The organism is Phytobacter cepae, assembly GCF_054165735.1.
In genome coordinates, this window is sequence record NZ_CM135107.1 from 1,399,169 (window position 1) to 1,425,737 (window position 26,569).

The following is a 26,569-nucleotide window of genomic DNA, read 5'->3' on the forward strand; positions in this document are numbered from 1 at the left end:
TCCCTTATCCCATCCACGCTGCGGCAATCACGCTCGAGGCGAGCGACATCACCACCAGAATTACCAGCACCACTCGCATCGACCATGGCAGTGGGGCTGCCTGAGCCACCTCATCACTCGGTTCTCCCGGCACCACCCGTCCAAACCAGTAAATGAACCAGCCGAAGCTGGCGACCGACTCCACCAGCGCCAGAATCATCACCGCGAGTAAAATGGGGTACTGGTCAGAGAGGGCAAACCCGGCGGCGAACAGCGGAAACTTGCTGAAAAAGCCGCTGAACGGCGGTACGCCGGTAATGGCCAGTGCAGCGACACAAAAACCGATACCTGCCAATGGCAGGGTGCGCATCACTCCGCGCAGCCGTGGCAGCATACGGGTGCCGCAGCTGTAGCTGAGCGCGCCCGCCACCAGGAAGAACAAGCTTTTAGCGAAGGCGTGGTTGAAGATGTAAACAATCCCCGCAGTGAACGCCATTTTTGAACCGAAAATGGAGAGCGAGAGGGCGAGGAAAATCCACGCCAGCTGCGAGATGGTCGACCAGGCGAGCAGCCGCTTCATATCTTTTTGCGGCAGGTACATTAAGAAGCCGTACACCAGGGTAATCGTCGCCATGGTGACGCCCACCCAGCCGATAATGTGCGGGATCTCCCCGCCTTCTGAAATGGCGCGGGCAAAGATGTAGACGCCCACCTTCACCATCGAGGCGGCGTGTAAGTACGCACTGACCGGCGTTGGCGCTTCCATCGCATCCGGCAGCCAGGCCTGTAACGGTAGCTGCGCCGATTTACCCCAGGCAGCAAACAGGATCCCGCCATAAACAATCAAGGCAGCACTTCCGTTTAACTGGCCGAGGGCGCTCAGCGCAAACGTACCGGTTTGCAGAAAGAGCGTGGCAGCGGCCAGATAAAGCCCCAGGGAACCGACGTGGGTAATGAGTAACGCCTTCATCGCCGAACGCTGGGATTTCTCAGACTGGTAGTAGCTGATCAAGGCCCAGGAGCAGCCGCCGGTAATTTCGAAGAACAACAACTGACCCAGTAGCGTGGATGAGAGCACCAGACCGGACATCGCGCCGATAAAAATCAGCAGAAAGGCGTAGTAGCGGTTGCTGCCGTCATGCGGATGCTCGCGGTTGCCCCGGGTTAAATAGCCCGTGGAGTAAAGGGCAACCAGCAGGCCGAGGAACACCACGACAAACAGAATCAGGGTGCTTATCCGGTCGACCGTCATGCCAAACAAAGCCACCTGTCCAATGCTCAGCATCGGGATATCGACGGTTACGCTGCCAGCGGCATGAAAGCCCGCGGCCAGCGTAACCGTGGCAATCGTTGCCAACAGGGCCATCGCTGTGGCAAGCATGGGCGCAGTCTGTCGGGGCGCCAGTGAGACGACCAGCGCGCCGACGAAGGGCAGCAACAGGACCGTCAGGGCAAGAGTTTCCATAGTTATTCCGTGCTCCTTACAGACCGGTTAACCAAAGGACATACGACAGCGCGGCAAGACTGAAACCGAGCCAGGTAAGGTGGTGCGTCAACAGGAAACGCCCACGCGCGAGCGAGTTTTCCACCACTGACGCCAGCACAAACACCACCAGCAGTTTGAGAAACGTGACGACCAGCGCCAGCACCATCGCTCCCGTGCTCAGCGTGTCGGCATTGCCAAACGGGAAGAACAGCGCGAGGAACAGTGAGGCCATCACGACCTGTTTAAGCCCGATGCCCCATTTCACCAGCGCCAGGCCTGCGCCGGAGTACTCGGTGAGCGGCCCTTCCTGTAATTCCTGCTCGGCTTCTGCCACATCGAAGGGGATTTTGCCCATCTCAATAAAACAGGCGAACCCGCAGGCCAGCATGGCCAGCAGCGTGGCCACCGGAGAGATCCAGCCTGCTGCCAGCGTGGTACCGATTGTTCCCACGTTGGTGGAACCGGCCAACAGGGCAAGCACCAGCAGCGAGAGGATCAGCATCGGCTCCACCAGAATGCCGAGCGTCAGTTCACGACTGGCACCGAGACCGGCAAAAGGGCTACCGGTGTCCAGCCCGGACAGGGCGAAGAAGAAGCGGAACAGCGCGAAAAGGTAAATCAGGGTGATAAGGTCACCCGCCCCGGCAAACGGGGAGGCGCGAGTCAATAGCGGCAAGGTCATGGCGACCACCAGCATGCTGCTGAGCAGTACCCAGGGCATGATGCGGAACATCATGCCGGAAGAGGCGGGGGCGACTTCCTGACGCTTGAGTAGTTTTTGCAAATCGCGGTAGTCCTGCAATATTCCTGGCCCGCGTCGCGAGTGCATCCGCGCGCGGATCTGGCGGGAAATACCCGTAAACAGGGGCGCGAGCACCAGCAAGAGTGCTGCCTGGAAGAGGGCAAACACCGCCAGCGACCAGTCAGGGGTTGGTTGTGACATATTCTCTCCCTCCTCAGACGGCAATAGTCAGCAGCAGGATCACCAGGGCGGCAATCACATACAGGCAATAAAGACGGAAATCGCCGCTCTGCAGATACTGCACCGTGCGGGCAATGCGTTTGGTCATCCCGACCAGGGGCTGAATGATGTTGTCGTCCCAGAAGGGTTCGGTTCGCGTGGCGGCAACGGTGATGCCACTCAGGCTGCGATTGAGCGGCACGGCGGGATCGAGCTGCTTACGCATGCGGTAAAGCGGACCGAACATCACGCGCAGCGGCTGGGTAAAGCTGCCCGCTGACGGCGCCATCCCTTTTTCCCATGCGTACCCGCAGGCCCAGGCGTCACCCGTACGCCGGAACTGGCCGCGGGTCTGGCGATTGACATACCAGAAAAGACCCGGCAAAAGCGGCAGGGCAAGCAGCAGCAGGAAGATGGCTGACGGCATCAACACCGCCTGTTGTGCGTCGCCCGGTATCAGCGTCGCGCCCTCGGCGACAGAAAGGGTTTCCGCCGTGGTGAGCGATTGCGCGATGAGCAGCAGATGAGGTGCCACCACGCTTGCCCCCACGCCCGCCAGCACGCAAAACAGCGCCAGCAGACACATGGCAATGACCATCGGCCAGGGTACTTCGCGCGCCTGCTCTGCTTTTTCACTCCGGGCGTTGCCGCAGAAGCTCACGCCATACACTTTGACGAAGCACATCGCGGCTAAAGCCCCGGTAATGGCGAGCATCACGATGGCGACTGGCCCCGCCAGGCGCGGGATCATGGCGTCCACGCGGGTCAGGGAGAAGAGTGACTGGTAGGTGTACCATTCGCTGATAAAACCATTGAGCGGCGGCATGGCGGAAATCGCCAGACAGCCAATAAGAAATGCCCCTGCGGTCCACGGCATCCGTTTTGCCAGTGCCCCCATTTTTTCCATGTCGCGGGTATGCAGACGGAAAATAATCGCCCCGGCCCCGAGGAACAGCAGTCCTTTGAACAGCGCATGGTTGAGCAGATGAAAGAGCGCACCGAGCAGACCGATGGCGGCAATCACCGGATGGTTGAGCGCAATGCCCGCCATGCCGGTGCCTACCCCCATCAAAATGATGCCGATGTTTTCCACCGTGTGCCAGGCCAGCAGACGCTTAATATCGTGCTCCGCCAGTGCGTAGAGTACTCCCAGCACGGAGGAGACCGCACCGAAGGCCAGCACCACCACGCCCCACCATAAAGGAATGCCACTGTGACCAAGCAGGTCGATGCCCACTTTGATGATGCCAAAAATACCGATTTTGACCATCACGCCGGACATCAGTGCCGAGGCGTGTGACGGCGCGGCCGGGTGCGCGCGCGGCAGCCAGCTGTGCAGCGGCAGCATCCCCGCTTTTGCCCCAAAGCCAAAGAATGCCAGCAGGAACACCGCGGAGGCGGTGCCGGGCGATAACGATAGCGTGCGGAAGCTGGCAAAATCCAGGCTGCCGCTCTGCCGCCACATCAGGAAGAAGGCCACCATGATCAGTACCGAACCGGCATGAGCAATAAAGAAGTAAAGCAGGCCCGCGTGGATGGATTCGTCATCCTGATCGGTAATCACCAGAAACCAGGAAGCCAGCGACATCATCTCGAACAGCACGATGAACCAGAAGGCATTGTCCATCACCACCAGGCCGACCATCGAGGCGATAAACAGATTCATAAAGAACCCCATCGAGCCCGCGCCTTTGCCGATGTATTCACGCACATAGGAGAGCGAGTAGAGGCCGCAAACCGCCACCAGCAGCGAAATCACCAGCACCATAAAGGCGGCGAGGCTGTCCAGCCGCACGATGAAATGGGCAAAAGCGAAGGGGCCAACGGCCTGCCAGGTGAGCGTTTCACCGACGGAAAGCGCGGTGAGCGCACTGGCAAGGCCGAGTAACCCGCCTGCCATGGCTGAGAAGCCCGCTATTTTAATTGCTATCTCTTCCTGACGGGCCAGCAGCAGCGAAAGGATGCCACCGGCTACGTATAACAATATTGACCACATCAATAGTTGCAGGGCATCCATTAGCGTTGCTCCGGCGAAAGTGAAGGGGAGACGAAGGCCATATCCGTGCTGCTCAGTGCGGCCTGTAGCCTGCGGGCTTTCAGCTGTTTAGCGAGCAAATCCTCGGCGACCAGATGTAACGCATGGGTCGGGCAGGATCTGATGCAAGCGGGCCCCTCCGGCAGGAAATGGCACAGGTCACATTTGGCGGCGACGGTCTGTACGCCAGCGTTCCAGCGAAGAAAAGGATGAACGGTATGCGGGCTGTCGGGGACGTCTCTGAGCTCTGCGTCGGGAACGAAATGCGCGTAGCGGGAAGGCGCATCCAGCGGGCGGCTACCCGACGGCGTAATGGCCCCGAACGGACAAACCAGGCCGCAGAGTTTGCAGCCGATACATAACGTTTCGTTGAGGTAAACGGACGCATCCTGAAAGGTGATTGCATTAACCGGGCACACCTGCTGGCAGGGCGCATCATCGCAATGCCGACACATTACCGGTGCGGTTTTGCTGTCGGTTTTTACCAGAGTTAAACGTGGGTGATGTTGTAGCCCCTGCGTTTTATGTACATCCGAACACGCGGCAAGACAGGTATTGCACCCTATACACCACTCGGGATCTGCAATCACAAAGCGGTTCATGTCGGCTCCTTGAGAAGAAAGCAAAAAACGTTGAGCCTCCTTAAGCATAAGGTGTGCCAATCTTAAAAAATGATGAAATTCAAATGGATATCAGGATGCGGGCGTCTGGGGTGAACAAAATTGATGGTCAGGGAAGGGGGCGTAAAGTCAGGGTCGGCACTTGTGTCGAGCTGACACAATGAATGTGATATTGATCACAAAATTGGGGCGGAGCGAGGGCAAAAAAGACGACCCATGACGGGTCGCCCTGCAGTGATTTATGCGTTAGTCAGGCGTTTTCTTTAAGCCAGTTCAGCACAATGTCATGGTGATTGCTGGTTTTGAAATCATCAAAGACATGTTCGATTTTACCGTCTGCATCAATCAGGAAGCTGGTGCGATGAATCCCGTCATAGGTTTTCCCCATAAAGGTTTTTTCACCCCACACGCCAAATTGTTCACACGTCTGGTGGTCCTCATCGGACAGCAGCGTAAAATTGAGCAGCTCTTTTTCGGCGAAACGGGACAATTTTTCCGACTTATCGGTGCTGATGCCTAAGACTTCGACACCGACTTTTTTTAACTCGTCCATGTTATCGCGGAGGCCGCATGCCTGCACGGTACAGCCTGGGGTCATTGCTTTCGGGTAGAAATAGACCAGTACACGCTGTCCCTGGAAGTCGGCCAAATTTACTTGTTCTCCGTCTTGATCCGGCAAGCTAAATTTCGGTGCGATATCACCGGCTTTCAGTGGATTCATTACTTAACTCCATCCTGTTCATCATGCTGTGAATAGTTGACGACATTAATACTGCCCTGTGCATTCAATTCTGTACATAGGGCTTTAAATGCCTGCTCAATATTTGATGCATCCTGTGACGCGGGACTGTGTGCGGTAATCTGAATAAACAACTGTGCTGCATGCTCATGAGAGCTGGGTTGGGTTCGCGATACCAGCTCTGCAATGTTCATCTGATGCGCATCAAACAGGGCCGTGAAGCGCTCAATTAAATGTGGGGAGTCCGGGACATCCACCTGAACCCACACGGTGGCGGGGAGGGCCGGGCGCGGTTTGGCGACGGTTCGCTTCATCACAATCAGTAAATCCAGTTCTGCGCCTTTAAGCGGTAGCGTCGATTCAATAAGCGTAATGGCATTCCATGAGCCGGAGAGGAGCATGATGAAGGTGAACTCATCTCCCAGCATCGCCAGGCGACTATCTTCAATATTGCAGCCACAGCTACTGACGTGGCGGGTAATGGTATTAACGATACCTGGCCTGTCGGCACCCAGCGCAGTGATAACCAGAAAATGTTGTGATGAGGCTGTCAAACCGGTGCTTCCTGTCAAACCTGAGATAATCATAAGGAAAGCATAAAAAAAACCGGCATACAACCGCTGGAAGCCCCTAAGGTCGCTTGCTTTTCTTGCAGGACCACACGTAACATTGAGATTCATGTTTGCACAGAGGATGGCCCATGTTCACGGGAAGTATAGTCGCGCTTGTTACGCCAATGGATGATAACGGTAAAGTCTGTCGGCCAAGCCTTAAAAAACTGATTGATTACCATGTCGCCAACGGAACATCGGCGATTGTTTCTGTAGGAACGACGGGTGAATCCGCTACCCTAAGCCATGAAGAACACGGCGAAGTGGTACTGATGACGCTTGAACTGGCAGACGGGCGTATTCCGGTTATCGCCGGGACGGGGGCAAACGCAACCGCCGAGGCCATCAGTCTGACCCAACGTTTTAACGACAGCGGCGTAGTAGGCTGTCTGAGCGTCACCCCATATTACAACCGTCCGACGCAAGAAGGGCTGTTCCAGCATTTTAAAGCCATCGCTGAACACACCGACCTGCCACAAATTCTGTATAATGTGCCGTCGCGCACAGGCTGTGATTTACTGCCTGAAACCGTGGGTCGTCTGGCGAAAATCAAAAATATTGTCGGTATTAAAGAAGCCACCGGGAACTTAAGTCGCGTTCATCAGATCAAAGAGCTGGTTTCAGATGACTTCATCCTGCTCAGCGGCGACGATGCAACCGCAATGGACTTTATGCAGCTTGGTGGTAACGGTGTGATTTCCGTCACCACAAACGTAGCGGCGCGTGACATGGCCGATATGTGCAGACTGGCGGCAGAAGGGCATTTTGCAGAAGCGCGCCTGATTAACAAGCGTCTGATGCCATTACACAACAAACTATTTGTCGAACCCAATCCGATCCCAGTGAAATGGGCTTGTATGGAGTTGGGGCTTGTGGCAACCGACACGCTGCGTCTGCCGATGACACCGATCACCGATAACGGTCGTGAAGTGGTTCGTTCTGCGCTTAAGCATGCCGGATTGCTGTAGAGTTTAGGGAGATTTGATGGCTTACTCAGTACAGAAGTCGCGCCTGGCGAAGGTAGCGGGTGTTTCACTTGTGATGTTACTCGCGGCCTGTAGTTCTGATTCACGCTACAAGCGTCAGGTTAGCGGTGACGAATCCTATCTGGATGCCGCGCCGCTTGCGGAACTTCATGCGCCTGCTGGCATGATCCTGCCGGTGCAAAATGGCGATTACACTATTCCTGTCACGCAAGGTAACGGTGCGGTAGGTAAAGAGCTGGATATTCGCCCACCGGCGCAGCCGTTGGCCCTGGTCACGGGGGCGCGCACGCAGTTTACGGGTGATACCGCCACGCTGATGGTAGAAAACGGCCGCAATGCTAATTTGTGGCCGCAGGTCGTCAGCGTGATTCAGGCGAAGAACTTTGCTATCGCTAAACGTGATGATGCCAGCCAGACCTTATCCACTGACTGGGTAGACTGGAATCGCCTCGATGAAGATCAGCAATACCGTGGCCGTTATCAAATCTCGGTAAAACCGCAGGGCTATCAGCAGGCGGTGACCGTCAAACTGGTAAACCTGGAACAAGCGGGTAAACCGGTTTCTGATGCTGCTTCTCTCCAGCGCTACAGCGCTGAGATGCTTAATGCCATCTCCGAAGGTCTGGACAAAACGGCGACCGCTGCACAAAACGCAGCTGAAAACCGTAGCGTTACCTCGATGGATGTGCAGAGCGCAGCGGACGATACCGGCCTGCCAATGCTGGTGGTGCGTGGTCCATTCAATGTGGTGTGGCAGCGTCTGCCGGCAACCCTTGAAAAAGTGGGCATGAAAGTGACCGACAGCACGCGTTCCACGGGCAGCATGGCGGTGACCTACAAGTCACTGTCTGACAGCGCATGGCGTGACCTGGGCGCACGCGATCCAGGACTGGCTACCGGCGACTATAAACTGCAGGTCGGCGATCTTGATAACCGCAGCAGCCTCCAGTTTATCGATCCGAAAGGGCATACGTTGACGCAGTCGCAGAATGACGCCCTGGTGGCCGCATTCCAGGCCGCTTTCAACAAGTAACTGTAAAGGCCGGATAGCTCCGGCCTTTTTTAATTTCATCGACGCAAACGTGTGCGTCGGGGTAAAATAGCTTTTTTAGTTAAATCATCACACCTGGAGTGACAAAGATGCAAAAGCAAGCTGAGTTGTATCGTGGCAAAGCGAAGACCGTATACAGCACGGAAAACCCGGACCTGTTGGTGCTCGAATTCCGCAATGATACGTCAGCAGGGGATGGCGCGCGCATTGAGCAGTTCGACCGTAAGGGCATGGTGAACAACAAGTTCAACCATTTCATTATGAGCAAACTGGCAGAAGCGGGTATCCCGACCCAGATGGAAGCACTGCTGTCTGATACCGAATGTCTGGTAAAAAAACTGGATATGGTGCCGGTCGAGTGCGTCGTTCGTAACCGTGCTGCCGGCTCGCTGGTTAAACGTCTGGGCATTGAAGAAGGCATCGAACTGAACCCGCCGTTGTTCGATCTGTTCCTGAAGAACGACGCCATGCACGATCCGATGGTGAACGAGTCTTACTGCGAAACGTTTGGCTGGGTGAGCAAAGAGAACCTGGCGCGCATGCAGGAGCTGACCTTTAAAGCGAACGATGTGCTGAAGAAATTGTTTGATGACGCCGGGCTTATTCTCGTCGATTTCAAACTGGAGTTCGGTCTGTTCAAAGGCGAAGTGGTGCTGGGCGACGAATTTTCGCCGGACGGCAGCCGTCTGTGGGACAAAGAGACGCTCGACAAGATGGACAAAGACCGTTTCCGCCAGAGCCTGGGTGGCCTGATTGAAGCCTATGAAGCCGTTGCTCACCGTCTGGGTGTCAAGCTCGACTAATTCTGCTTAAAGCATCATTGACCAGAGGGTGTCACCATCCTCTGGTTATCTGCATCCTTATTCTTATGGTAATCCTGCCCGCAACCGCCTACGATCTCTTTTATTTGCTGAAGAAATGAGGTGCTTATGCGCTGGCAAGGGCGTCGAGAAAGTAACAATGTGGAAGACCGGCGCAGTGAATCCGGCGGATCTTTTAGCCGTGGCCCAGGTTTTCGCCTGCCGCGCGGCAAGGGTGGCATCGTTCTGCTGGTCATTGTCATCGTCGCCAGCTATTACGGCGTCGACCTTACGGGAGTGATCACCGGTCAGCCGGTAGAAAATTCGTCGCAACAGCGTTCCATCAGTCCGCAGGAAGATGAGTCGGCAAAATTCACCAGCGTCATTTTTGCCACTACGGAAGATACGTGGGGACAACTCTTTGAAAAGATGGGACGCCAATATCAACAGCCAAAACTGGTGATGTACCGTAACCGTATTTCTACGGGCTGCGGCACCGGTCAATCCATTATGGGGCCGTTCTATTGCCCGGCTGACAGCAAAGTCTATATCGATCTCTCATTTTATGACGAGATGAAGCATAAGCTGGGGGCCGATGGCGACTTTGCGCAGGGTTATGTCATTGCCCATGAAGTGGGCCATCACGTGCAAAAACTGCTGGGCACTGAAGCCAAAGTGCGACAGCTCCAGCAGGGCGCCAGCCAGACGCAAATCAACGCGCTCTCCGTACGTATGGAACTGCAGGCCGACTGTTATGCCGGCGTCTGGGGCCATAGCATGCAACAACAGGGCGTGCTGGAGACCGGCGATCTGGAAGAGGCACTGAATGCCGCCCAGGCCATTGGCGACGACCGTCTGCAACAGCGTAGCCAGGGGCAGGTGATTCCTGACTCCTTTACCCATGGCACCTCCGCGCAGCGCTATAGCTGGTTTAAACGCGGCATGGAGAGCGGCGACCCGACGCAGTGCAATACCTTTGGCCGTGCGCTTTAATTGATGCAAGGAAGGGCGGGATGCAACATCTGAACACCCTCAGCGCGCAAATGGCGCGCGAAGGGATCCGCCGCTTGCTGGTTATCGCCGGTGATGACGCATGGAGCGGCTTGCAGGCCAACCGTCTGCGCGAAACACTTTGCGGCGACTGGCTATGGGTCGGAGAGGCTACCGAAGGCCTGCACTGTGCGCCTGCGGCATTGACCACGCTACTGGGGCGAGAATTCACCCACGGCGTGCTGGATGCCCGCCGGGGGTTCGATGTGGCAGCTTTTGCTGCCCTTAGCGGGACACTGAAGCCGGGAAGCTGGCTGGTGTTGCTCACCCCGCCCTTAGTGGAGTGGTCACAGCGCCCTGATGCGGACAGCTGTCGTTGGTGCGACACGCCTGACCCTGTCGCCACGCCTCGCTTTAGCGACTATTTTTGTCAGAAATTACGCCAGAACGACGACGTACTTATCTGGCAACAGGGAAAGCCGGTATCCCTGCCCGTTACCACTTCTCGTCCTGCGTGGCATGCCGCGACGGGCGCTCCCGAGCGCGAGCAGGCGGACATTCTCAATGCGCTTTCCGCAATGCCGCCCGGCGTCATGGTGGTCACCGCGCCGCGTGGAAGAGGAAAGTCTGCTTTGGCCGGCATGCATGTCGCCCGTTTGCAGGGCAACGCCGTTGTAACCGCGCCGTCGCGCGCCTCAACGGATGTGCTTGCCCGCTATGCCGGGGACATCACCTTTGTGGCGCCCGATACGCTACTGCAGCAGATTTCGATGCCAGATACCACGCTGCCTGACTGGCTGATTGTGGACGAAGCGGCGGCTATCCCAGGACCGCTTCTGCACAGGCTTGTCAGCGCCTTTTCCCGTGTGCTTTTAACCACCACGGTACAGGGTTATGAAGGCACCGGTCAGGGGTTTATGCTCAAGTTCTGCGCCCGGTTTTCCCCTCTGATGCACCGCCAGTTACATACCCCGCTGCGCTGGGCCGCCGGGTGCCCCCTTGAGGCTTTTGTCAGCGATGTCTTACTGTTCGATGAGCAGCTTGCCCCGATAACGCCAGTCGGTGAGGGGCATATTCAGTCGGTGGCCCAGGACGACTGGCGAGATAACCCGGCTCTTCCCACAGCACTCTACCGCCTGCTTGCCAGTGCTCACTACCGCACCTCGCCGCTGGATCTGCGGCGGATGATGGACGCCTCCGGGCAGCATTTTTGGCTGACGGCCACCGCAACCGACATTCTGGCAGGCCTGTGGCTGGTGGAGGAGGGCGGGTTATCCCGCGAACTCAGTCTGGCGATATGGGGCGGTTTTCGCCGACCACGGGGTAATCTGGTGGCGCAGTCACTGGCGGCGCACGGTGGAAGCCCGGATGCGGCGGTGTTGCGTGGCCTGCGCGTAAGCCGCATTGCCGTTCATCCTTACCGTCAGCGTGAAGGGCTGGGGCAGGCTCTGATACACCATGCTTACACACACAGCGATGGGTATGATTATCTCTCCGTCAGTTTTGGCTATACCCCAGAGCTGTGGCGCTTCTGGCAGCAGTGTGGTTTTCAACTGGTGCGGCTGGGAAGCCATCGTGAGGCCAGCAGCGGGTGTTTTACCGCAATGGCATTACTGCCGTTAACCGACGCCGGGCAGGGGCTGGTGGCCCACGAACAACGCCGGCTGGCGCGTGATCTTCCCTGGCTTGAGGCGTGGCAAACGCAGCCCCTGCCACTGCCGGCTGCGCCGGATAGTTTGTTGAATGATGAAGACTGGCTCGAACTTAGCGGGTTTGCGTTCGCGCATCGTCCTCTTTCAGCCGCCGTCGGTGCGCTGGGCCGCTTGCTGTTACACATTGATTTGCCCCTTCCTGGGATTCGCACAAAACTTAACGAACGGCGCAATGACCATGACATTTCCGTTCAGTTTGGCCTGTCCGGGCGTAAAGCGGTGCTGCTGATGTTGCGTCAGGAAACGGCCTCAGCGCTCGCTTATCTTGATAACGATCGCGCAGATCGGCTGAAGAAATGGGTGCAACAGCTGCAATTTTTTTAACTAACTCATTCAGTTAAATGTCATGGTCATTATTCTTCCCCGGCGTACACTGCTCTCAACAAATGAAGGAGACCGCCATGAAACATGACCATTTTATTGTGCAAAAACCGGACAACGCCGCGAAACAACTCCTGCTGTTCTTTCATGGCGTGGGCGATAACCCGGTGAATATGGGCAATATTGCCAGCTGGTTTGCGCCATTGTTTCCGGAGGCGTTAATTGTCAGCGTCGGGGGCGTTGAGCCTTGCGGGCCGAATGGGCGGCAGTGGTTTTCCGTGCAGGGCGTGACGGAAGAGAATCGCCAGGCGCGCATTGACGCTATCATGCCGGTGTTCATCGACACCGTACGTTACTGGCAGCAGCAGAGCGGTGTGGGGCCGCTGGCCACCGCACTGGTGGGATTCTCTCAGGGATCGATTATGTCGCTGGAGAGCCTGAAGGCACAGCCTGAGCTCGCATCCAGGGTTATAGCCTTCAACGGGCGTTATGCCAGCCTGCCGACAAAAGTCTCATCAGCGACCACGATTCATCTGATTCACGGTGGCGAGGACAGTGTTATCGATCTGGCTCACGCGGTGGCGGCGCAGGACGCGTTGTTACAAGCCGGGGGGGACGTGACGCTGGACATCGTAGAGGATTTAGGCCACGCGATTGACGATCGCAGCATGCAGCTGGCGCTCGATCATCTGCGTTTTACGGTCCCTAAGCACTACTTTGATGAAGCGCTGAGTGGGAGCAGACCCAACGACGACGATATTATTGAAATGCTCTAAATCTGTTAGCCCGGTGGCGCTAAGCTCACCGGGTCAACAAAGGTGCACGATTATTTCTTCTGATCTTTCTTCGGCCAGTCGTCTTCATCATCCCACTTGTCGTTAAAGTCACGATGTGGTGGAAGATCGGGCTTGTTGGCGAGAAATTTTTTATGATCGACGCGCTTGAGGTCTTTAATCACGTTCAGCACGACGCCCACTAAAAAGACCAATACTAAAATCCACCAATACTTCGATAGCCAGTCCATGCTTCCTCCCCGTCAGGCGATGATGTTTTCCATAATGCGTTGATACATCCGGGCCAGCAGTTGCAGGTCGGCGGCATTCACACATTCATTGATTTTATGAATGGTGGCATTAACCGGACCCAGTTCCACCACCTGTGCGCCCATACGGGCAATAAAGCGCCCATCAGAGGTGCCACCGGTGGTGAGCAACTGCGGCTTGATCTCATTATAGTGCGCAATGGACTTGACCACTGCATCCACCAGCTTGCCGCGCCCGGTGAGGAAGGGCTGACCTGAAAGCCACCAGTCGATGGTGTAGCGTAACTGGTGTTTTTCCATCAGTGCCGCCACGCGCGCTTTGATCATCTCGTCCGTCAGCTCGGTACTGAAGCGGAAATTGAACTGCACATAGAGATCGCCGGGAATCACGTTATTGCTGCCGGTTCCCGCTTGTATATTGGCAATTTGCATGCTGGTTGGCGGGAAATATTCGTTCCCCTTGTCCCACTCGATAGCCACCAGCTCATTAAGCATAGGCGCGGCGCGGTGAACCGGGTTATCCGCGAGATGTGGGTAGGCAACATGGCCCTGTACGCCATGAATGGTCAGGTTACAGGTCAGTGAACCACGACGACCATTTTTCACCACGTCACCCACCACTTCGGTGCTCGACGGCTCGCCCACCAGGCAGTAATCGAGGCGCTCGTTACGTGCCATCAGCGCGTCGACCACTTTTACCGTGCCATTGGCTGCGCTGGCTTCTTCATCAGAGGTAATCAGAAACGCAAGACGGCCTTTATGGTTAGGGTGGGCGGCAACAAAGCGCTCTGCGGCCACGACCATCGCGGCCAGCGAGCCTTTCATATCCGCTGCGCCACGGCCAAATAACATGCCGTCGCGAATCGTGGGTTCAAAAGGGGGATTGATCCAGCGATCGGCGTCACCCGCAGGCACAACATCAGTGTGGCCCGCAAAGGCCAGGGTCTCGCCCTGACCGCGCCATGCCCAGAAGTTTTGCGTGTCGCCAAAGTTCATCGGTTCAATGGTAAAACCGATAGCTTTCAGGCGTTCAATCATTAACGCCTGGCATCCTGCGTCATCGGGACTCAGAGAAGGGCGACGAATAAGCTGCTGCGTCAGCTCAATAACCGGGCACGACATAAACTACACCTCGTTGATAAACTTCTCGTAACTGGATTCATTGAAACCCAGCAGCATAGGCTTACCGGGCGCGCAGAGCAATGGGCGTTTGATGATTGCCGGCATTTCTAGCATCAGACTGGCGGCAGATTGCGCATTATTGATGCCAGAGCGTACTGATTCATCCAGCTTACGCCAGGTGGTTCCACGGGTATTGAGCAACGCTTCCCAGCCCAGTGCATCGATAAATGTATGCAATAATTCTGCATCAAGTCCATCGACGCGGTAGTCGTGAAAACGGTATTCGACCTGATGGTCATCAAGCCAGCGCCGTGCCTTTTTGATCGTATCGCAGTTTTTGATGCCGTAAAGCCTATGCATGGTGAATCCTTTTGTCTTAATTTCGGTTAATTGCCCAGAATATTAGAATAATCGTAAAAAAAAGTAATGCCGCATAATATCATTTGCAGGGTAATGATATCTTCACTTATTAAGAAACAATGAGGAATTCTGCTATCAGAAATATGTACTAGCGTGCGAGTCTGACGGGAAAACAATTACAGGAATAGCGGCCTGATGGCGTTTAATATTGCCGGATTAATAAACAATTATTTTACCAAATGGTAAAATAACGCATTATCTTTCACCATGACGTCACTTTCCCTCTGCCCGCTAAACAACGCCAGCCTTGTATTCATAGGGCTTACAGATGGTGTTTCAAAATGTTGCTGCTCATCACATTAAATATTTCAACGCTGCTGCATAATTATTTCATCGACGCGGATATGACGAGACGCCAATCAAAGTAATTGGCGAAAATATCTTCACAGCAATGTCGGGTTCTCGTAGAATACGCACAATAATAAGAGAGGTAGTTATGATTGAACATGAACTGGGGAACTGGAAAGATTTTATCGAAGGCATGCTTCGTAAATAACGTCCAGAAGAATCATAAAGCAGTGAGTGCTTAAAACGATAAAAGTGTGAATATCATCACGCAGTAAAAAGGCGACCCGCAATGCAGGTCGCCTTTTTTAATGTCTGTTACTTCTGCGGTTCTTTAAGCGGGAAGCGCCGTCTGACCAGCACAAAGAAGAGCGGGACAAAGAATATGGCCAGCACAGTGGCAGAGATCATCCCCCCCATCACCCCGGTGCCCACCGCGTGTTGGCTACCCGACCCGGCCCCGGAGCTGGTCACCATTGGCAGCACGCCGAAAACAAAGGCCAGCGAGGTCATCAAAATCGGGCGCAGACGCTGGCGACAGGCGTGAAGCGTGGCCGACAGCAAATCATGGCCCTTCGCATTCATTTCGTTCGCAAACTCCACGATAAGAATCGCGTTTTTCGCTGATAGCCCTATAACGGTGAGTAAGCCAACCTGGAAATAGACGTCGTTTTCCAGACCACGCATCCAGGTGGCTAACAGTGCGCCTATGACCCCCAGCGGCACCACCAGCATCACCGAGAAGGGTACTGACCAGCTCTCATACAGTGCAGCCAGACAGAGGAACACCACCAGCAGCGAAATGGCATACAGCGCGGGTGCCTGCGAACCGGACAGTCGCTCCTGGTAGGACATTGCGGTCCACTCCAGCCCAAAACCGCCGGGGATCTGATGCACCAGCTTTTCCATGGTATCCATGGCCGTCCCGGTACTGATACCTGGTGCCGCCTCTCCCACAATTTCGAGTGCGGCATAGCCGTTATAACGTTCAAGACGAGGTGAACCGGTTTCCCAGTGCGAGGAGGCAAAGGCGGAGAAAGGCACCATGCCACCGTTGCTGTTGCGCACGTACCAGAGATTGATGTCGCTCGGCAGCATACGGTATTTGGCGGCGGACTGAACGTAAACCTTCTTCACGCGGCCCCGGTCCATAAAGTCATTCACATAGCTTGAACCCCAGGCGGTTTGCAGGGTGTCATTGATGTCATCAATCGACACACCTAACGCCTGAGCTTTGCGCTGGTCAATATCGATTTGCAGTTGCGGGCTGTCATCAAGACCATTGTGCCGCACCCGCGTGAGCGTGCTGTCGCTGTCTGCCAGCGCAAGAAGTTTATCGCGGGCCGCCATCAGAGCATCATGTCCGGCACCCGCATGATCCTGCAGTTCCATATCAAATCCGGCAGAGCTGCCCAGCCCGCTGATTGCCGCCGGGTTGTTGGCAAAGACCCGCGCCTCGTTGATATTGCGGAAGGCTTTGGTGGCACGTTCAATAATGGCAAATGAACTGCCGTTAGTGGGATCACGCGCTTCCCAGTCCTTCAGGCGGACGAACATACGGGCAACGTTCTGACCGTTACCTCCCGGCCCGGAACCCACGGTGGCGAACACCGATGACACATTATCCTTCTCATGTTTGAAGAAATAATCCTCCACCTTTTGCACCACTTTGAGCGTCTGCTGTTGGGTTGCGCCCCCCGGCAGTTGGACGGAGGTGATGAACATCCCGCGGTCTTCCTGCGGTAAGAAGGAGGTGGGTAAACGCAGGAACAGAACCACCATCGCCCCCAGCAACAGCACATAAAGCAGGATCCAGCGCAGGCTACGGTGAAGAATTTTAGCCACACCGCGTTCATAGCGATCGGCGTTGCGGTTAAACCAGCGGTTGAAGGCGCCGAAGAAGCCCTTTTCACCATGGTGTTCCCCTTTGTGCAGGGGTTTTAACAAGGTGGCGCAGAGCGCAGGGGTAAGGATCATGGCCACAAGGACCGAGAGGACCATTGCCGCAACAATGGTGATAGAGAACTGACGGTAAATGGCCCCGGTTGTCCCGCCGAAGAAGGCCATTGGAATGAAGACGGCGGAGAGGACCATCGCAATCCCGACCAGCGCGCCCTGAATCTGCCCCATCGATTTGCGCGTGGCTTCTCTGGGTGACAGGCCTTCTTCGCTCATAATACGTTCGACGTTTTCCACCACCACAATGGCGTCGTCCACCAGAAGACCGATTGCCAGCACCATCGCAAACATGGTCAGCGTGTTAATGCTGTAGCCAAAGCCGTAGAGCACGGCAAAGGTGCCTAACAGGACCACCGGCACGGCGATAGTGGGGATGAGGGTGGCGCGGAAATTCTGCAAGAAGAGATACATCACCAGGAAGACCAGCGCGATAGCTTCGAGCAGCGTTTTCACGACATCAATAATGGACTCTTTGACGAAGGACGTGGTCTCGTAAGCGACCTTGTACTCCAGGCCGTGCGGGAAGTAGTTTGCCAGCTCATCGAGTCGGCTAATAACCCGCTTTGCCGTTTCCATCTCGTTTGCGCCAGAGGCCAGTTTAACCCCCAGACCGGAAGCAGCCTTTCCGTTAAAGCGACTGAGGTAATCGTATTTTTCAGCGCCCATCTCAATAGTGGCCACATCACCCAGCTTCACCTCTGAGCCGTCCTGATTCACTCGCAAGGTGATCGCGCGGAACTGTTCAGGGGTCTGTAGCAATGACTGGGAGTTGATGCTGGCATTCAGCGCCTGCCTGTCGACGGAAGGTGTGCCCCCTAGCTGACCAACCGCAATCTGCGCATTCTGCGATTTTATCGCCGAAGTCACATCGCTGGTGGTCATCTGTACGCTATTCAGCTTCGCGGGATCGAGCCAGATACGCATCGAATATTGCGACCCATAGGCGTCGATATCCCCCACACCGTTCACACGGCTGAGCGGGTCCTGAATATTACTGGCGACGTAATCGGCGATATCCTGCTTATCCATCGAGCCATCGGTAGAAACAAAGGCGATGGTCAAAATATTGGTGTCGCCGGTTTTACGCACCGTCACCCCCTGGGTTTGTACCGCCTGGGGCAGTTTTCGCAGGGCCGATTGCAGCTGGTTTTGCACCTGCTGGACGGCCTCGTCAGGGTCCGTACCTGCCGTGAAGCTGAGGGTGACGGTAGCCTGACCGGTACTGCTGCTCTGTGAGGACATGTACATAAGATTATCGAGGCCAGTCATATTCTGTTCGATAACCTGAGTGACGGTATTTTCCAGCGTTTGAGCCGAGGCGCCAGGGTAGTTGGCGGTAATGCGAACGTTCGGTGGTGCCAGGTCAGGGTATTGCTCAACGGGGAGGGAAACAATGGCTAAGGTCCCGGTAAGACAGATCAGGATCGCCAGCACCCACGCGAAAATGGGGCGATCAATAAAAAAATTCGCCATCAGAAATAAGACCTCGTTTTGTGGCGCTACATTATTTTGACATTGCCTGAACCACTGTAGCGTTAACTGCGAACACAATCGTGGAGAAAATAAGGAGAAAGTGTAAATTATCATGCAAAATCAAGGCATAAGCATGGATAACTAACCTTAGCTCAACTCTCGCTTTCTCGCGCTAGCCGTAGAGGGCCTTTCAGGTCCTTTGTGGGCTTTTTATGCTAATTGCCGCAACGGGAAATCTGAACTGAACCAGGGTTCCGCCGCCGGGTGGGCGAGAAAACGTCAGGGTGCCACCCAGGCGGCCTGCGCGCTCGCGCATGATACTCATGCCATAGTGCCCCTCCGGCTGAGTATTGTTCATCCCTTTACCATTATCGCGGATATAGACCGAGTAGAGCCCGTCCGGGTCGGTCACGCAGCTCACCGTAATGGCGGTGGCGTCAGCATGCTTAATGGCATTAATCACCGCTTCCCGAACAATTTGTAAAACGTTGACCTGTTGCTGGGCATCCAGCGCCAGGGTCGGCAGGCGGCAGTCGAGGGTCACCTGCGCGGGCGTTTGATTTTGCAGCAGGTCCAGCGCCTCTTTTAAGGCAGAGGGGAGGTCGCTTTGTGACACCGTTAAGCGGAACGTGGTTAACAGTTCACGCAGTTGGCGATAGGCATCGTTCAGGGCCCGGGAAAAATCGGCAATGATGGTTTGTGCCGCGTGGTTTTCATCGGGTACTGCGCGTTTAAGCAGCGCCAGTTGAATACGCAAATAGGAGAGAACCTGAGCGAGCGAATCATGCAGCTCACCGGCAATGGTGGCGCGCTCTTCCATCAGCATCAGTTGCTGATAATGTTTTTGCGCCTGGTTGAAGTAAAGACCGCGCCCGATTATCGACGCCACGCTGCGCATCAGAAGTGCCGAGGCCTGATGATCGGTGCTCTGCCAGCGCAATTCGCCAAAAACACTATCCTGCATCTCTACCACAAGGGAGTGTATGGGCAGAGATTCTCGCTTCTCGCCCTGCTGTATGGACCAGTGCTCCCCGACGTTGAGTTCCAGAAAGAGAGCGGCTTCGTGGTCAGAGACAATCTGCAGAATATGACGGAAACACATGACGTCAATCTGGCCGGTATTGAGTGCCTGAGAACACTGGTACAGCACTTCGAGCCGACGGTGCGCTTCATGGAGATCGTGCGTCTTCTCCTCTACCTGCGCTTCAAGGGTGCGATAGAGTTTGTGCAGTTCACCCGACATGCGGTCAAACGTGGAGGCCAACAGGCCGAGTTCGTTGTCTAAATGGGCATTAAGTAACGGATAGGTAAAGTGACCTTGCTGAATATGCTGACTTGCCACCACCAGCTGTTTGAGAGGGGTAACCACCTGATGACGAATGCGTCGGAGGGTGAAAAATACCAGCATAAAAATGCCTACAGCGCCGAGCAGCGAGATGGTCAGTACCAGTAGCATTTTTCGTTCGGTGTAATGCTGAAGCGCGAGAACAAACTGATCGATGTTCTCTACATATCGTTGAATATTATCCTGGTACCATGCCCTGTCATTTGCGCCAATGCGCGCGTCCATCTCTTGCCAGCTTTCCTGCAATTGCGCATAACGAACGCCAACAATATCAGGCACATACCAGCGGTTAAGCTGCTGTAAGACTGGCGAATTCAGTGACTGCTGATAAATCTGGCGATGGGCAGTTGTTTCCATGGCCTGCCGCTCCAGGTCATATCCCAGACGATAGCTTTGCATGCGCAGTGAACCGGCGATATTGACGGCTTCAGCATCACGCAGGCTACTGGCAAGCGTCACCAGCGCGACGCCGGTGGAGAGCAGCGAGAGCAAGACAATATAGAAAAAAGCTTTAGCGAGGCTTGCTGAAACAGGTTGTTTTACGGTCACAAAAGTGATTCCTGCTGCCTGAAGCGACCCGGCAACAGCAAGTTGTCAGACGCCTGTTACATGAGAGTGGTTTTCATTTATGGCGCAATAAATTGATCTGCAACATGCGCGTGACAATTAAGCAACGCTTCTGTGCAAATGTACATTGCCCGACCTGAATAGCCCAGGTAAATACATTGTTCATATAAAAACCAGGGTTTATTAAACCAGAAAAGAAGGTTGCCATGAATCGTTTTATTATGGCTAACAGCCAGCAGTGTATTGGGTGCCGTGCCTGTGAAGTGGCGTGTGTGATGGCGCATAACCACGAGCAGCACGTTTTAAGCCACGCACATTTTCATCCCCGAATTACGGTTGTAAAAAATCAACGTCAGCGAAGTGCGGTCACTTGTCATCACTGTGAGGCCGCCCCTTGTGCGCGCAGTTGCCCGAATGGGGCAATTAGCCGTGTCAATGACGCAGTCCAGGTCAATCAGGATAAATGCATCGGCTGTAAATCCTGTGCCGTCGCCTGTCCGTTTGGCACGATGCAAATTCTGGTTGAGCCTGTCGGTAACGGCACTGTAAAAGCCACGGCACATAAATGCGATCTTTGTGTTGATCGCGCCGAAGGTCCGGCCTGCGCCCAGAACTGCCCGGCGGATGCGCTCCAGTTGGTGAGCCGTGAAGGATTAGCTGAACTGGCGAAAAACCGTCGCCTGCGTGCGGCGAGCCAGCAGGCGCAGCCGTGGCATAGCATGGCGGCACTGACCCCGACCTTCAACGACAGCAAAGTGAAACAGATGCTCAGAACGCCACCGCGTGGTGAGCCGGACAAACTGCCCCTTGCCGCCCGTAAAACCGGCTTTGATGAGATCTACCTGCCGTTCCGTGCCGATCAGGCGAAGCGTGAGGCGGATCGCTGCCTCACGTGTGGCGATCATAGCGTGTGCGAATGGACCTGCCCGTTACACAATCACATTCCGCAATGGATCGAGCGGGTGAAAGCCGGCGATATCGAAACCGCCGTCGAACTGTCGCACCAGACCAACTGCCTGCCGGAAATCACCGGGCGCGTCTGCCCGCAGGACAGGTTGTGTGAAGGGGCCTGTACCGTGCGTGATGAGTACGGTGCCGTCACTATCGGCAATATCGAACGCTATATTTCCGATCAAGCGCTGGCAAAAGGCTGGCGACCGGATTTACAGCACGTCAAAGCGGTTGATAAACGGGTGGCGATTATCGGTGCCGGTCCGGCAGGCCTTGCCTGCGCAGACGTCCTGGCCCGCCATGGCGTTTGCGCTACGGTGTTTGACAGACACCCGGAAATTGGCGGTCTGCTCACCTTTGGCATTCCGTCGTTCAAGCTGGATAAATCCCTGCTTACCCGTCGGCGGGAAATTTTCGGCGCCATGGGGATTCGATTCGAACTGAATTGTGAAATCGGCAAAGACCTGAGCCTCCAGTCGCTGGTCGATGACTATGATGCGGTCTTTGTCGGAGTGGGGACCTACCGTTCAATGAAGGCCAATCTGCCCAATGAAGATGCACCGGGCGTTTATGATGCGCTACCGTTCCTGATTGCTAATACCAAACAGGTCATGGGGCTCGCTGAGTCTTCCGAAGAGCCTTACGTCAACACCGCAGGCCTGAACGTGGTGGTGCTGGGTGGCGGCGACACCGCGATGGACTGCGTGCGAACCGCGTTACGCCATGGCGCGGCAAATGTCACCTGTGCCTATCGCCGCGATGAGGCCAATATGCCGGGGTCGAAAAAAGAGGTCAAAAATGCCCGGGAAGAGGGTGCGGCGTTTGAGTTCAATGTTCAGCCGGTCAACATCGAAATCGATAAAAACGGCCAGGTCACTGGCATTCGCCTGCTGCGTACTCAACTGGGTGAGCCGGATGCAAAAGGGCGTCGTAAGCCGGTACCCATCGAAGGCAGTGAATTTGTGATGCCAGCCGATGCGGTCATCATGGCCTTTGGGTTCAACCCGCACTCAATGCCCTGGCTGGAAACCCACGGCGTGCAGGTGGATGACTGGGGACGTATCGCCGCCAGCGTGGACAGCCCGTACCGTTATCAGACCAGCAATCCGAAGATCTTTGCCGGTGGCGACGCGGTTCGCGGGGCGGATCTGGTGGTAACGGCGATGGCGGAAGGCCGCCATGCGGCCCAGGGCATGATGGACTGGATGGGCATAACGACACCGGACAGCCATTAATCCGCCGTCGCGACAAACCAGGCTCCGCCGCGTAATATGTAGCGGACTGTATTACGGTGTGGAGCCTGTATGTCATTTAAAATTGACCTTATTAAAGACAAAGTCCTTTCTGACAACTATTTCATTTTACGCAACATTACCTACGATTTGACGCGTAAAAACGGGGAAGTCATCCAGCATAAACGTGAAGTCTACGACAGGGGCAATGGTGCCACTATCCTGCTATATAACCGCGAAAAACGCACGGTGGTGCTGATTCGTCAGTTCCGCATCGCCACCTGGGTAAACGGGAATAAAGACGGACGTTTGATTGAGACCTGCGCGGGCTTACTGGATGACGACGAGCCCGAAGTGTGTATCCGCAAAGAGGCCGTCGAAGAGACGGGCTATCAGGTTGGCGACGTTCAAAAGGTCTTCGAACTCTACATGTCTCCCGGCGGGGTGACAGAAATCGTGCACTTCTTTATTGCTGAATATGATGAACGTTCACGCGCCAACAGCGGCGGCGGTGTTGAAGATGAAGATATTGAGGTGATTGAATTGCCCTTTACCGAAGCGCTTGCCATGGTTTCGAACGGAGATATTCGCGACGGCAAGGCGGTGATTTTATTACAATATTTAAAATCGACAGGGCTAATGGACTGATTTTATTGGGGTTAATAACGTGTATTTTAAATAAATCTATCCGATAATTCTGATTGAGCAGCAGGCGAGGTAACACGAAGATACGCGGGTTAAATGTTGCTATCTTCTTACCGGGGCTGTGTTATTCATGCGTTACCGCGTTTTGCTTGCTTTGATTCTGGGTCTGTTTCCGACGACATTCTTGTGGGCGGCACCGGTGCAACGGTCTTTTTCAGACTGGCAAGTCACCTGTAATAATCAAAACTTCTGCGTGGCGCGTAACACCGGTGCTCATTTTGGCCTGGTCATGACCCTTGGACGCAGTGCGGGAGCGCATACAGACGCTGCGTTACGTATCGATCTGGGAGGGCGCGAGCCGCCTTCGGCGAAAGAGCCACCGTTGGCCCCCCGGCTTAAGTTGGACAATACCTCACTGACCCTGGCTGCCGATCGATGGCAGATTACCCCGTGGCACCTGATGACCGACCATGCAGCGACCATCACTGCCTTCCTGCAAACCATTCAGGATGCACAAGCCATTTCATTACGGGACGGGAAGGGGACTATTTCGCTGGTGGGGCTGAAAGCGGCCCTGCTTTTTATCGATGCACAGCAAAAACGTGTCGGCAGTGAAACCGCGTGGATCAAAAAAGGCGATGATCCCCCGCTCAGCGTTCCTCCGGCACCGGCACTGAAAGAAGTTGCGTTGGTTAATCCCACCCCTACACCGCTCACCCATGAAGAACTTAATGACCTGCTCGATTATGGCAACTGGCGGATGAACAATAGCCAGTGTTCCCTCGATCCTGGCCGTCGGGAAGTGCGGGTGACGGCCCTGACGGATGATAAAGCACTGCTGATTATTGATTGTGAAGCCGGCGCGTATAATACGGTGGATCTGGCCTGGCTGGTGTCACGCGAAAAACCCTTTGCTTCACATCCCGTCCGTCTGAGACTGCCTTTTACCCCCTCTAACGGCAGTAATGATCTGGAGTTAATGAACGCGTCATTTGATGAAAAAAGGCGTGAGCTGACGACGCTGGCGAAAGGGCGTGGGCTGACCGATTGTGGGGTGATGACGCGGTGGCGGTTCAACGGCCAGCGCTTTAATCTTGTGCGCTATGCCGAAGAACCTAACTGCGATAGCTGGCATGGGCCGGATGCGTGGCCCACGCTGTGGGTGACGCGTTAAGCAAAGTCAGTATTGCCCGCCAGGCTTGTGCTAGCGGGCCATGTCATGAGACTAGACTTTCAGTACGCGTTTGGCTTTCTCGACAATATTCTCGACGGTAAAACCAAAATAGGGGAACAGCTTATCGGCAGGTGCCGATTCCCCGTAGCCCGTCATGCCAACAATCGCCCCTTTCAGCCCGACGTATTTGTACCAGTAGTCGGCAATGCCCGCTTCGATGGCCACGCGCGCGCTTACCTCGGAAGGCAGAACCGCTTCACGGTATGCTTCATCCTGAGCATCAAAAATATCGGTTGAAGGCAGTGATACGACGCGGACTTTATGCCCGTCCTGGCTCAGTTTTTCCGCCGCTTGCACCGTGATTTCGATTTCCGAACCTGTCGCAATCAAAATCAGATCCGGCGTACCATCGGTATCTTTCAGGATGTACCCCCCTTTGGCGATCGCCTTAACCTGCTCGGGGGTTCTGTCCATCTGCGTCAGATTTTGCCGTGACAGGATCAACGCCGTTGGCCCGTTGTGCCGTTCAATCGCCAGTTTCCAGCCCACCGCCGCTTCAACCTGATCGCACGGGCGCCAGGTACTGAAGTTTGGTGTGAGGCGCAGGCTGGCAAGCTGTTCGACCGCCTGGTGCGTCGGACCATCCTCACCCAGCCCAATGGAGTCATGGGTGTAGACCATAATCTGCCGCGCTTTCATCAGCGCTGCCATACGCGCCGCATTACGCGCATATTCAACGAACATCAGGAAGGTGGCGGTGTAGGGGACAAAGCCGCCGTGATGGGCGATACCGTTGGCAATGGCCGTCATCCCAAATTCACGTACACCATAATGAATGTAGTTGCCCGCCGGATCCTCTTTCAGTGAATGAGACCCTGACCAGATGGTGAGGTTGCTGGGGGCCAGATCCGCCGAACCGCCAAGCAGCTCTGGCAACGCCGGACCGTAGGTATTCAGCGCATTTTGCGAGGCTTTACGGGTCGCAATTTTTGCCGGTTCCGCCTGCAATTTTGCAATGTAGTCCTGGGTAATGCTTTCCCAGTTCTCAGGCAGCCCACCGCTCATGCGACGGCTGAATTCAGCGGCCAGCTCCGGGTGCGCTTTCTGGTAAGCGGCAAATTTGTCGTTCCAGGCGTGCTGCGCTTTCTCGCCGCGCTCACGTGCGTCCCATGCCTGGTAAATGTCTTTAGGGATCTCGAAGGCTGGGTGCTTCCAGCCCAGTTTCTGACGGGTTAGCGCCACCTCTTCTTCACCCAGCGCCGCGCCGTGTGACTCTTCTTTACCGGCCTTATTCGGTGAGCCAAAACCAATGACCGTGCGGCAGATAATCAGCGACGGTTTGTCTTTCACGCTTTGCGCTTCCGCAATGGCTTTTTTGAGCGCTTCAGGATCGTGTCCATCAATTTCATGGACCACGTGCCAGTGATAAGCCTCAAAACGTTTGGCCGTATCGTCGGTAAACCAGCCTTCGGTTTCCCCGTCAATGGAGATCCCGTTGTGGTCATAAAAACCGATCAGCTTGCCAAGGCCCAGGGTGCCTGCCAGTGAACTCACCTCGTGAGAGATGCCCTCCATCAAGCAGCCATCGCCCATAAAGACATAGGTGTAGTGATCGACGATGTCATGGCCAGGCTGGTTAAACTGCGCGGCAAGGGTACGTTCCGCAATCGCCAGGCCGACGGCATTCGCCAACCCCTGACCGAGCGGGCCGGTAGTGGTTTCAACGCCTGGCGTATAGCCGATTTCCGGGTGACCCGGCGTTTTAGAATGCAGCTGGCGGAAGTTTTTCAGCTCTTCAATAGGCAGATCGTAACCGCTCAGGTGCAGCAGGCTGTACAGCAGCATTGAGGCGTGGCCGTTTGAGAGGATAAAGCGGTCACGGTCATACCAGGTGGGGTCGTTGGGGTTGTGCTTCAGAAAATCATTCCACAGCACTTCGGCAATATCCGCCATACCCATTGGCGCACCGGGGTGACCAGAATTGGCTTTTTGTACCGCGTCCATACTGAGGGCACGAATCGCATTAGCGAGCTCTTTACGGGACATCACACTCTCCTTGGTCA

Annotated in this window: 22 protein-coding genes; 10 read left to right on the top strand and 12 right to left on the bottom strand. The window is 55.3% G+C overall.

Features of this window, described 5'->3' with window-relative positions:
- Positions 1-4: 4 nt before the first annotated feature.
- The 6 genes from ACUY4Q_RS06510 to ACUY4Q_RS06535 form a co-directional block, all read right to left on the bottom strand.
- Positions 5-1,444 carry a hydrogenase 4 subunit D gene (locus tag ACUY4Q_RS06510; protein WP_458046244.1) on the bottom strand — a complete coding sequence of 480 codons (1,440 nt, stop codon included), beginning with the start codon at positions 1,442-1,444 and terminating at the stop codon, positions 5-7.
- A 16-nt stretch (positions 1,445-1,460) separates the two neighbouring features.
- Positions 1,461-2,408 carry a respiratory chain complex I subunit 1 family protein gene (locus tag ACUY4Q_RS06515; protein ID WP_458046245.1) on the bottom strand — a complete coding sequence of 316 codons (948 nt, stop codon included), beginning with the start codon at positions 2,406-2,408 and terminating at the stop codon, positions 1,461-1,463.
- A gap of 13 nt (positions 2,409-2,421) precedes the next feature.
- The gene (hyfB, locus tag ACUY4Q_RS06520; RefSeq protein WP_458046246.1) at positions 2,422-4,443 is read right to left on the bottom strand and encodes a hydrogenase 4 subunit B; all 2,022 of its coding nucleotides are present in this window, start codon (positions 4,441-4,443) and stop codon (positions 2,422-2,424) included.
- Entirely contained in the window at positions 4,443-5,063 is a 621-nt protein-coding gene (locus ACUY4Q_RS06525) for a 4Fe-4S dicluster domain-containing protein (RefSeq protein ID WP_458046247.1), read from the bottom strand. Before ACUY4Q_RS06525 ends, hyfB begins: the two co-directional genes overlap by 1 nt.
- Before the next feature lie 268 nt (positions 5,064-5,331).
- Complete coding sequence (bcp, locus tag ACUY4Q_RS06530; RefSeq protein WP_458046248.1) at positions 5,332-5,802, bottom strand: thioredoxin-dependent thiol peroxidase; 471 nt, start codon at positions 5,800-5,802, stop codon at positions 5,332-5,334.
- Positions 5,802-6,374 (bottom strand): glycine cleavage system transcriptional repressor, encoded by a 573-nt coding sequence (locus tag ACUY4Q_RS06535; RefSeq protein ID WP_458046249.1) that lies wholly within the window; start codon positions 6,372-6,374, stop codon positions 5,802-5,804. Before ACUY4Q_RS06535 ends, bcp begins: the two co-directional genes overlap by 1 nt.
- 146 nt (positions 6,375-6,520) lie before the next feature.
- Between ACUY4Q_RS06535 and dapA the strand changes: the two genes are divergently transcribed.
- The 6 genes from dapA (at position 6,521) to ypfH (ending at position 13,067) form a co-directional block, all read left to right on the top strand.
- Positions 6,521-7,399 carry a 4-hydroxy-tetrahydrodipicolinate synthase gene (dapA, locus tag ACUY4Q_RS06540; protein ID WP_458046250.1) on the top strand — a complete coding sequence of 293 codons (879 nt, stop codon included), beginning with the start codon at positions 6,521-6,523 and terminating at the stop codon, positions 7,397-7,399.
- Positions 7,400-7,415: 16 nt separating this feature from the next.
- On the top strand, positions 7,416-8,450 hold the full coding sequence (gene bamC / locus ACUY4Q_RS06545; RefSeq protein WP_458046251.1) for an outer membrane protein assembly factor BamC: 1,035 nt from the start codon (positions 7,416-7,418) through the stop codon (positions 8,448-8,450).
- 107 nt (positions 8,451-8,557) lie between these two features.
- A complete protein-coding gene (purC, locus tag ACUY4Q_RS06550; protein WP_458046252.1) occupies positions 8,558-9,271 on the top strand; it encodes a phosphoribosylaminoimidazolesuccinocarboxamide synthase in 714 nt (237 codons plus the stop codon).
- A gap of 126 nt (positions 9,272-9,397) precedes the next feature.
- Positions 9,398-10,261, top strand: a complete 864-nt coding sequence (ypfJ, locus tag ACUY4Q_RS06555; RefSeq protein WP_458046253.1) for a KPN_02809 family neutral zinc metallopeptidase — start codon at positions 9,398-9,400, stop codon at positions 10,259-10,261.
- A gap of 20 nt (positions 10,262-10,281) precedes the next feature.
- Positions 10,282-12,294 carry a tRNA(Met) cytidine acetyltransferase TmcA gene (locus ACUY4Q_RS06560; RefSeq protein ID WP_458046254.1) on the top strand — a complete coding sequence of 671 codons (2,013 nt, stop codon included), beginning with the start codon at positions 10,282-10,284 and terminating at the stop codon, positions 12,292-12,294.
- A 77-nt stretch (positions 12,295-12,371) separates the two neighbouring features.
- Entirely contained in the window at positions 12,372-13,067 is a 696-nt protein-coding gene (ypfH, locus tag ACUY4Q_RS06565; protein WP_458046255.1) for an esterase, read from the top strand.
- Between the two features lie 50 nt (positions 13,068-13,117).
- On the opposite strand, the gene ACUY4Q_RS06570 is transcribed toward ypfH, so the two are convergent.
- Genes ACUY4Q_RS06570 through ACUY4Q_RS06580 form a run of 3 tightly spaced genes read right to left on the bottom strand, consistent with a single transcriptional unit; the run spans position 13,118 to position 14,815 of the window.
- Positions 13,118-13,315, bottom strand: coding sequence for a YpfN family protein (locus tag ACUY4Q_RS06570; RefSeq protein ID WP_458046256.1), 198 nt, complete (start codon positions 13,313-13,315; stop codon positions 13,118-13,120).
- Positions 13,316-13,327: 12 nt separating this feature from the next.
- Positions 13,328-14,455, bottom strand: a complete 1,128-nt coding sequence (gene dapE / locus ACUY4Q_RS06575; protein ID WP_458046257.1) for a succinyl-diaminopimelate desuccinylase — start codon at positions 14,453-14,455, stop codon at positions 13,328-13,330.
- Between the two features lie 3 nt (positions 14,456-14,458).
- Entirely contained in the window at positions 14,459-14,815 is a 357-nt protein-coding gene (locus ACUY4Q_RS06580) for an ArsC family reductase (protein WP_458046258.1), read from the bottom strand.
- Between the two features lie 496 nt (positions 14,816-15,311).
- Here ACUY4Q_RS06580 and ypfM point away from each other — a divergent pair, with 496 nt between their 5' ends.
- The gene (ypfM, locus tag ACUY4Q_RS06585) at positions 15,312-15,371 is read left to right on the top strand and encodes a protein YpfM (protein WP_100181659.1); all 60 of its coding nucleotides are present in this window, start codon (positions 15,312-15,314) and stop codon (positions 15,369-15,371) included.
- A 107-nt stretch (positions 15,372-15,478) separates the two neighbouring features.
- Here ypfM and acrD read toward each other — a convergent pair whose 3' ends face one another.
- Together acrD and narQ are read right to left on the bottom strand one after the other, a co-directional pair.
- Entirely contained in the window at positions 15,479-18,592 is a 3,114-nt protein-coding gene (acrD, locus tag ACUY4Q_RS06590; RefSeq protein ID WP_458046259.1) for a multidrug efflux RND transporter permease AcrD, read from the bottom strand.
- 190 nt (positions 18,593-18,782) lie between these two features.
- The gene (narQ, locus tag ACUY4Q_RS06595; RefSeq protein ID WP_458046260.1) at positions 18,783-20,486 is read right to left on the bottom strand and encodes a nitrate/nitrite two-component system sensor histidine kinase NarQ; all 1,704 of its coding nucleotides are present in this window, start codon (positions 20,484-20,486) and stop codon (positions 18,783-18,785) included.
- Positions 20,487-20,710: 224 nt separating this feature from the next.
- Here narQ and aegA point away from each other — a divergent pair, with 224 nt between their 5' ends.
- The 3 genes from aegA (at position 20,711) to ACUY4Q_RS06610 (ending at position 24,506) form a co-directional block, all read left to right on the top strand.
- Positions 20,711-22,690, top strand: coding sequence for a formate-dependent uric acid utilization protein AegA (gene aegA / locus ACUY4Q_RS06600; RefSeq protein WP_458046261.1), 1,980 nt, complete (start codon positions 20,711-20,713; stop codon positions 22,688-22,690).
- Positions 22,691-22,759: 69 nt separating this feature from the next.
- Positions 22,760-23,335, top strand: a complete 576-nt coding sequence (gene nudK / locus ACUY4Q_RS06605; RefSeq protein ID WP_458046262.1) for a GDP-mannose pyrophosphatase NudK — start codon at positions 22,760-22,762, stop codon at positions 23,333-23,335.
- A gap of 127 nt (positions 23,336-23,462) precedes the next feature.
- Positions 23,463-24,506 (top strand): DUF1176 domain-containing protein, encoded by a 1,044-nt coding sequence (locus ACUY4Q_RS06610; protein WP_458046263.1) that lies wholly within the window; start codon positions 23,463-23,465, stop codon positions 24,504-24,506.
- A gap of 51 nt (positions 24,507-24,557) precedes the next feature.
- Here ACUY4Q_RS06610 and tkt read toward each other — a convergent pair whose 3' ends face one another.
- On the bottom strand, positions 24,558-26,552 hold the full coding sequence (tkt, locus tag ACUY4Q_RS06615) for a transketolase (RefSeq protein ID WP_458046264.1): 1,995 nt from the start codon (positions 26,550-26,552) through the stop codon (positions 24,558-24,560).
- Positions 26,553-26,569: the final 17 nt, after the last annotated feature.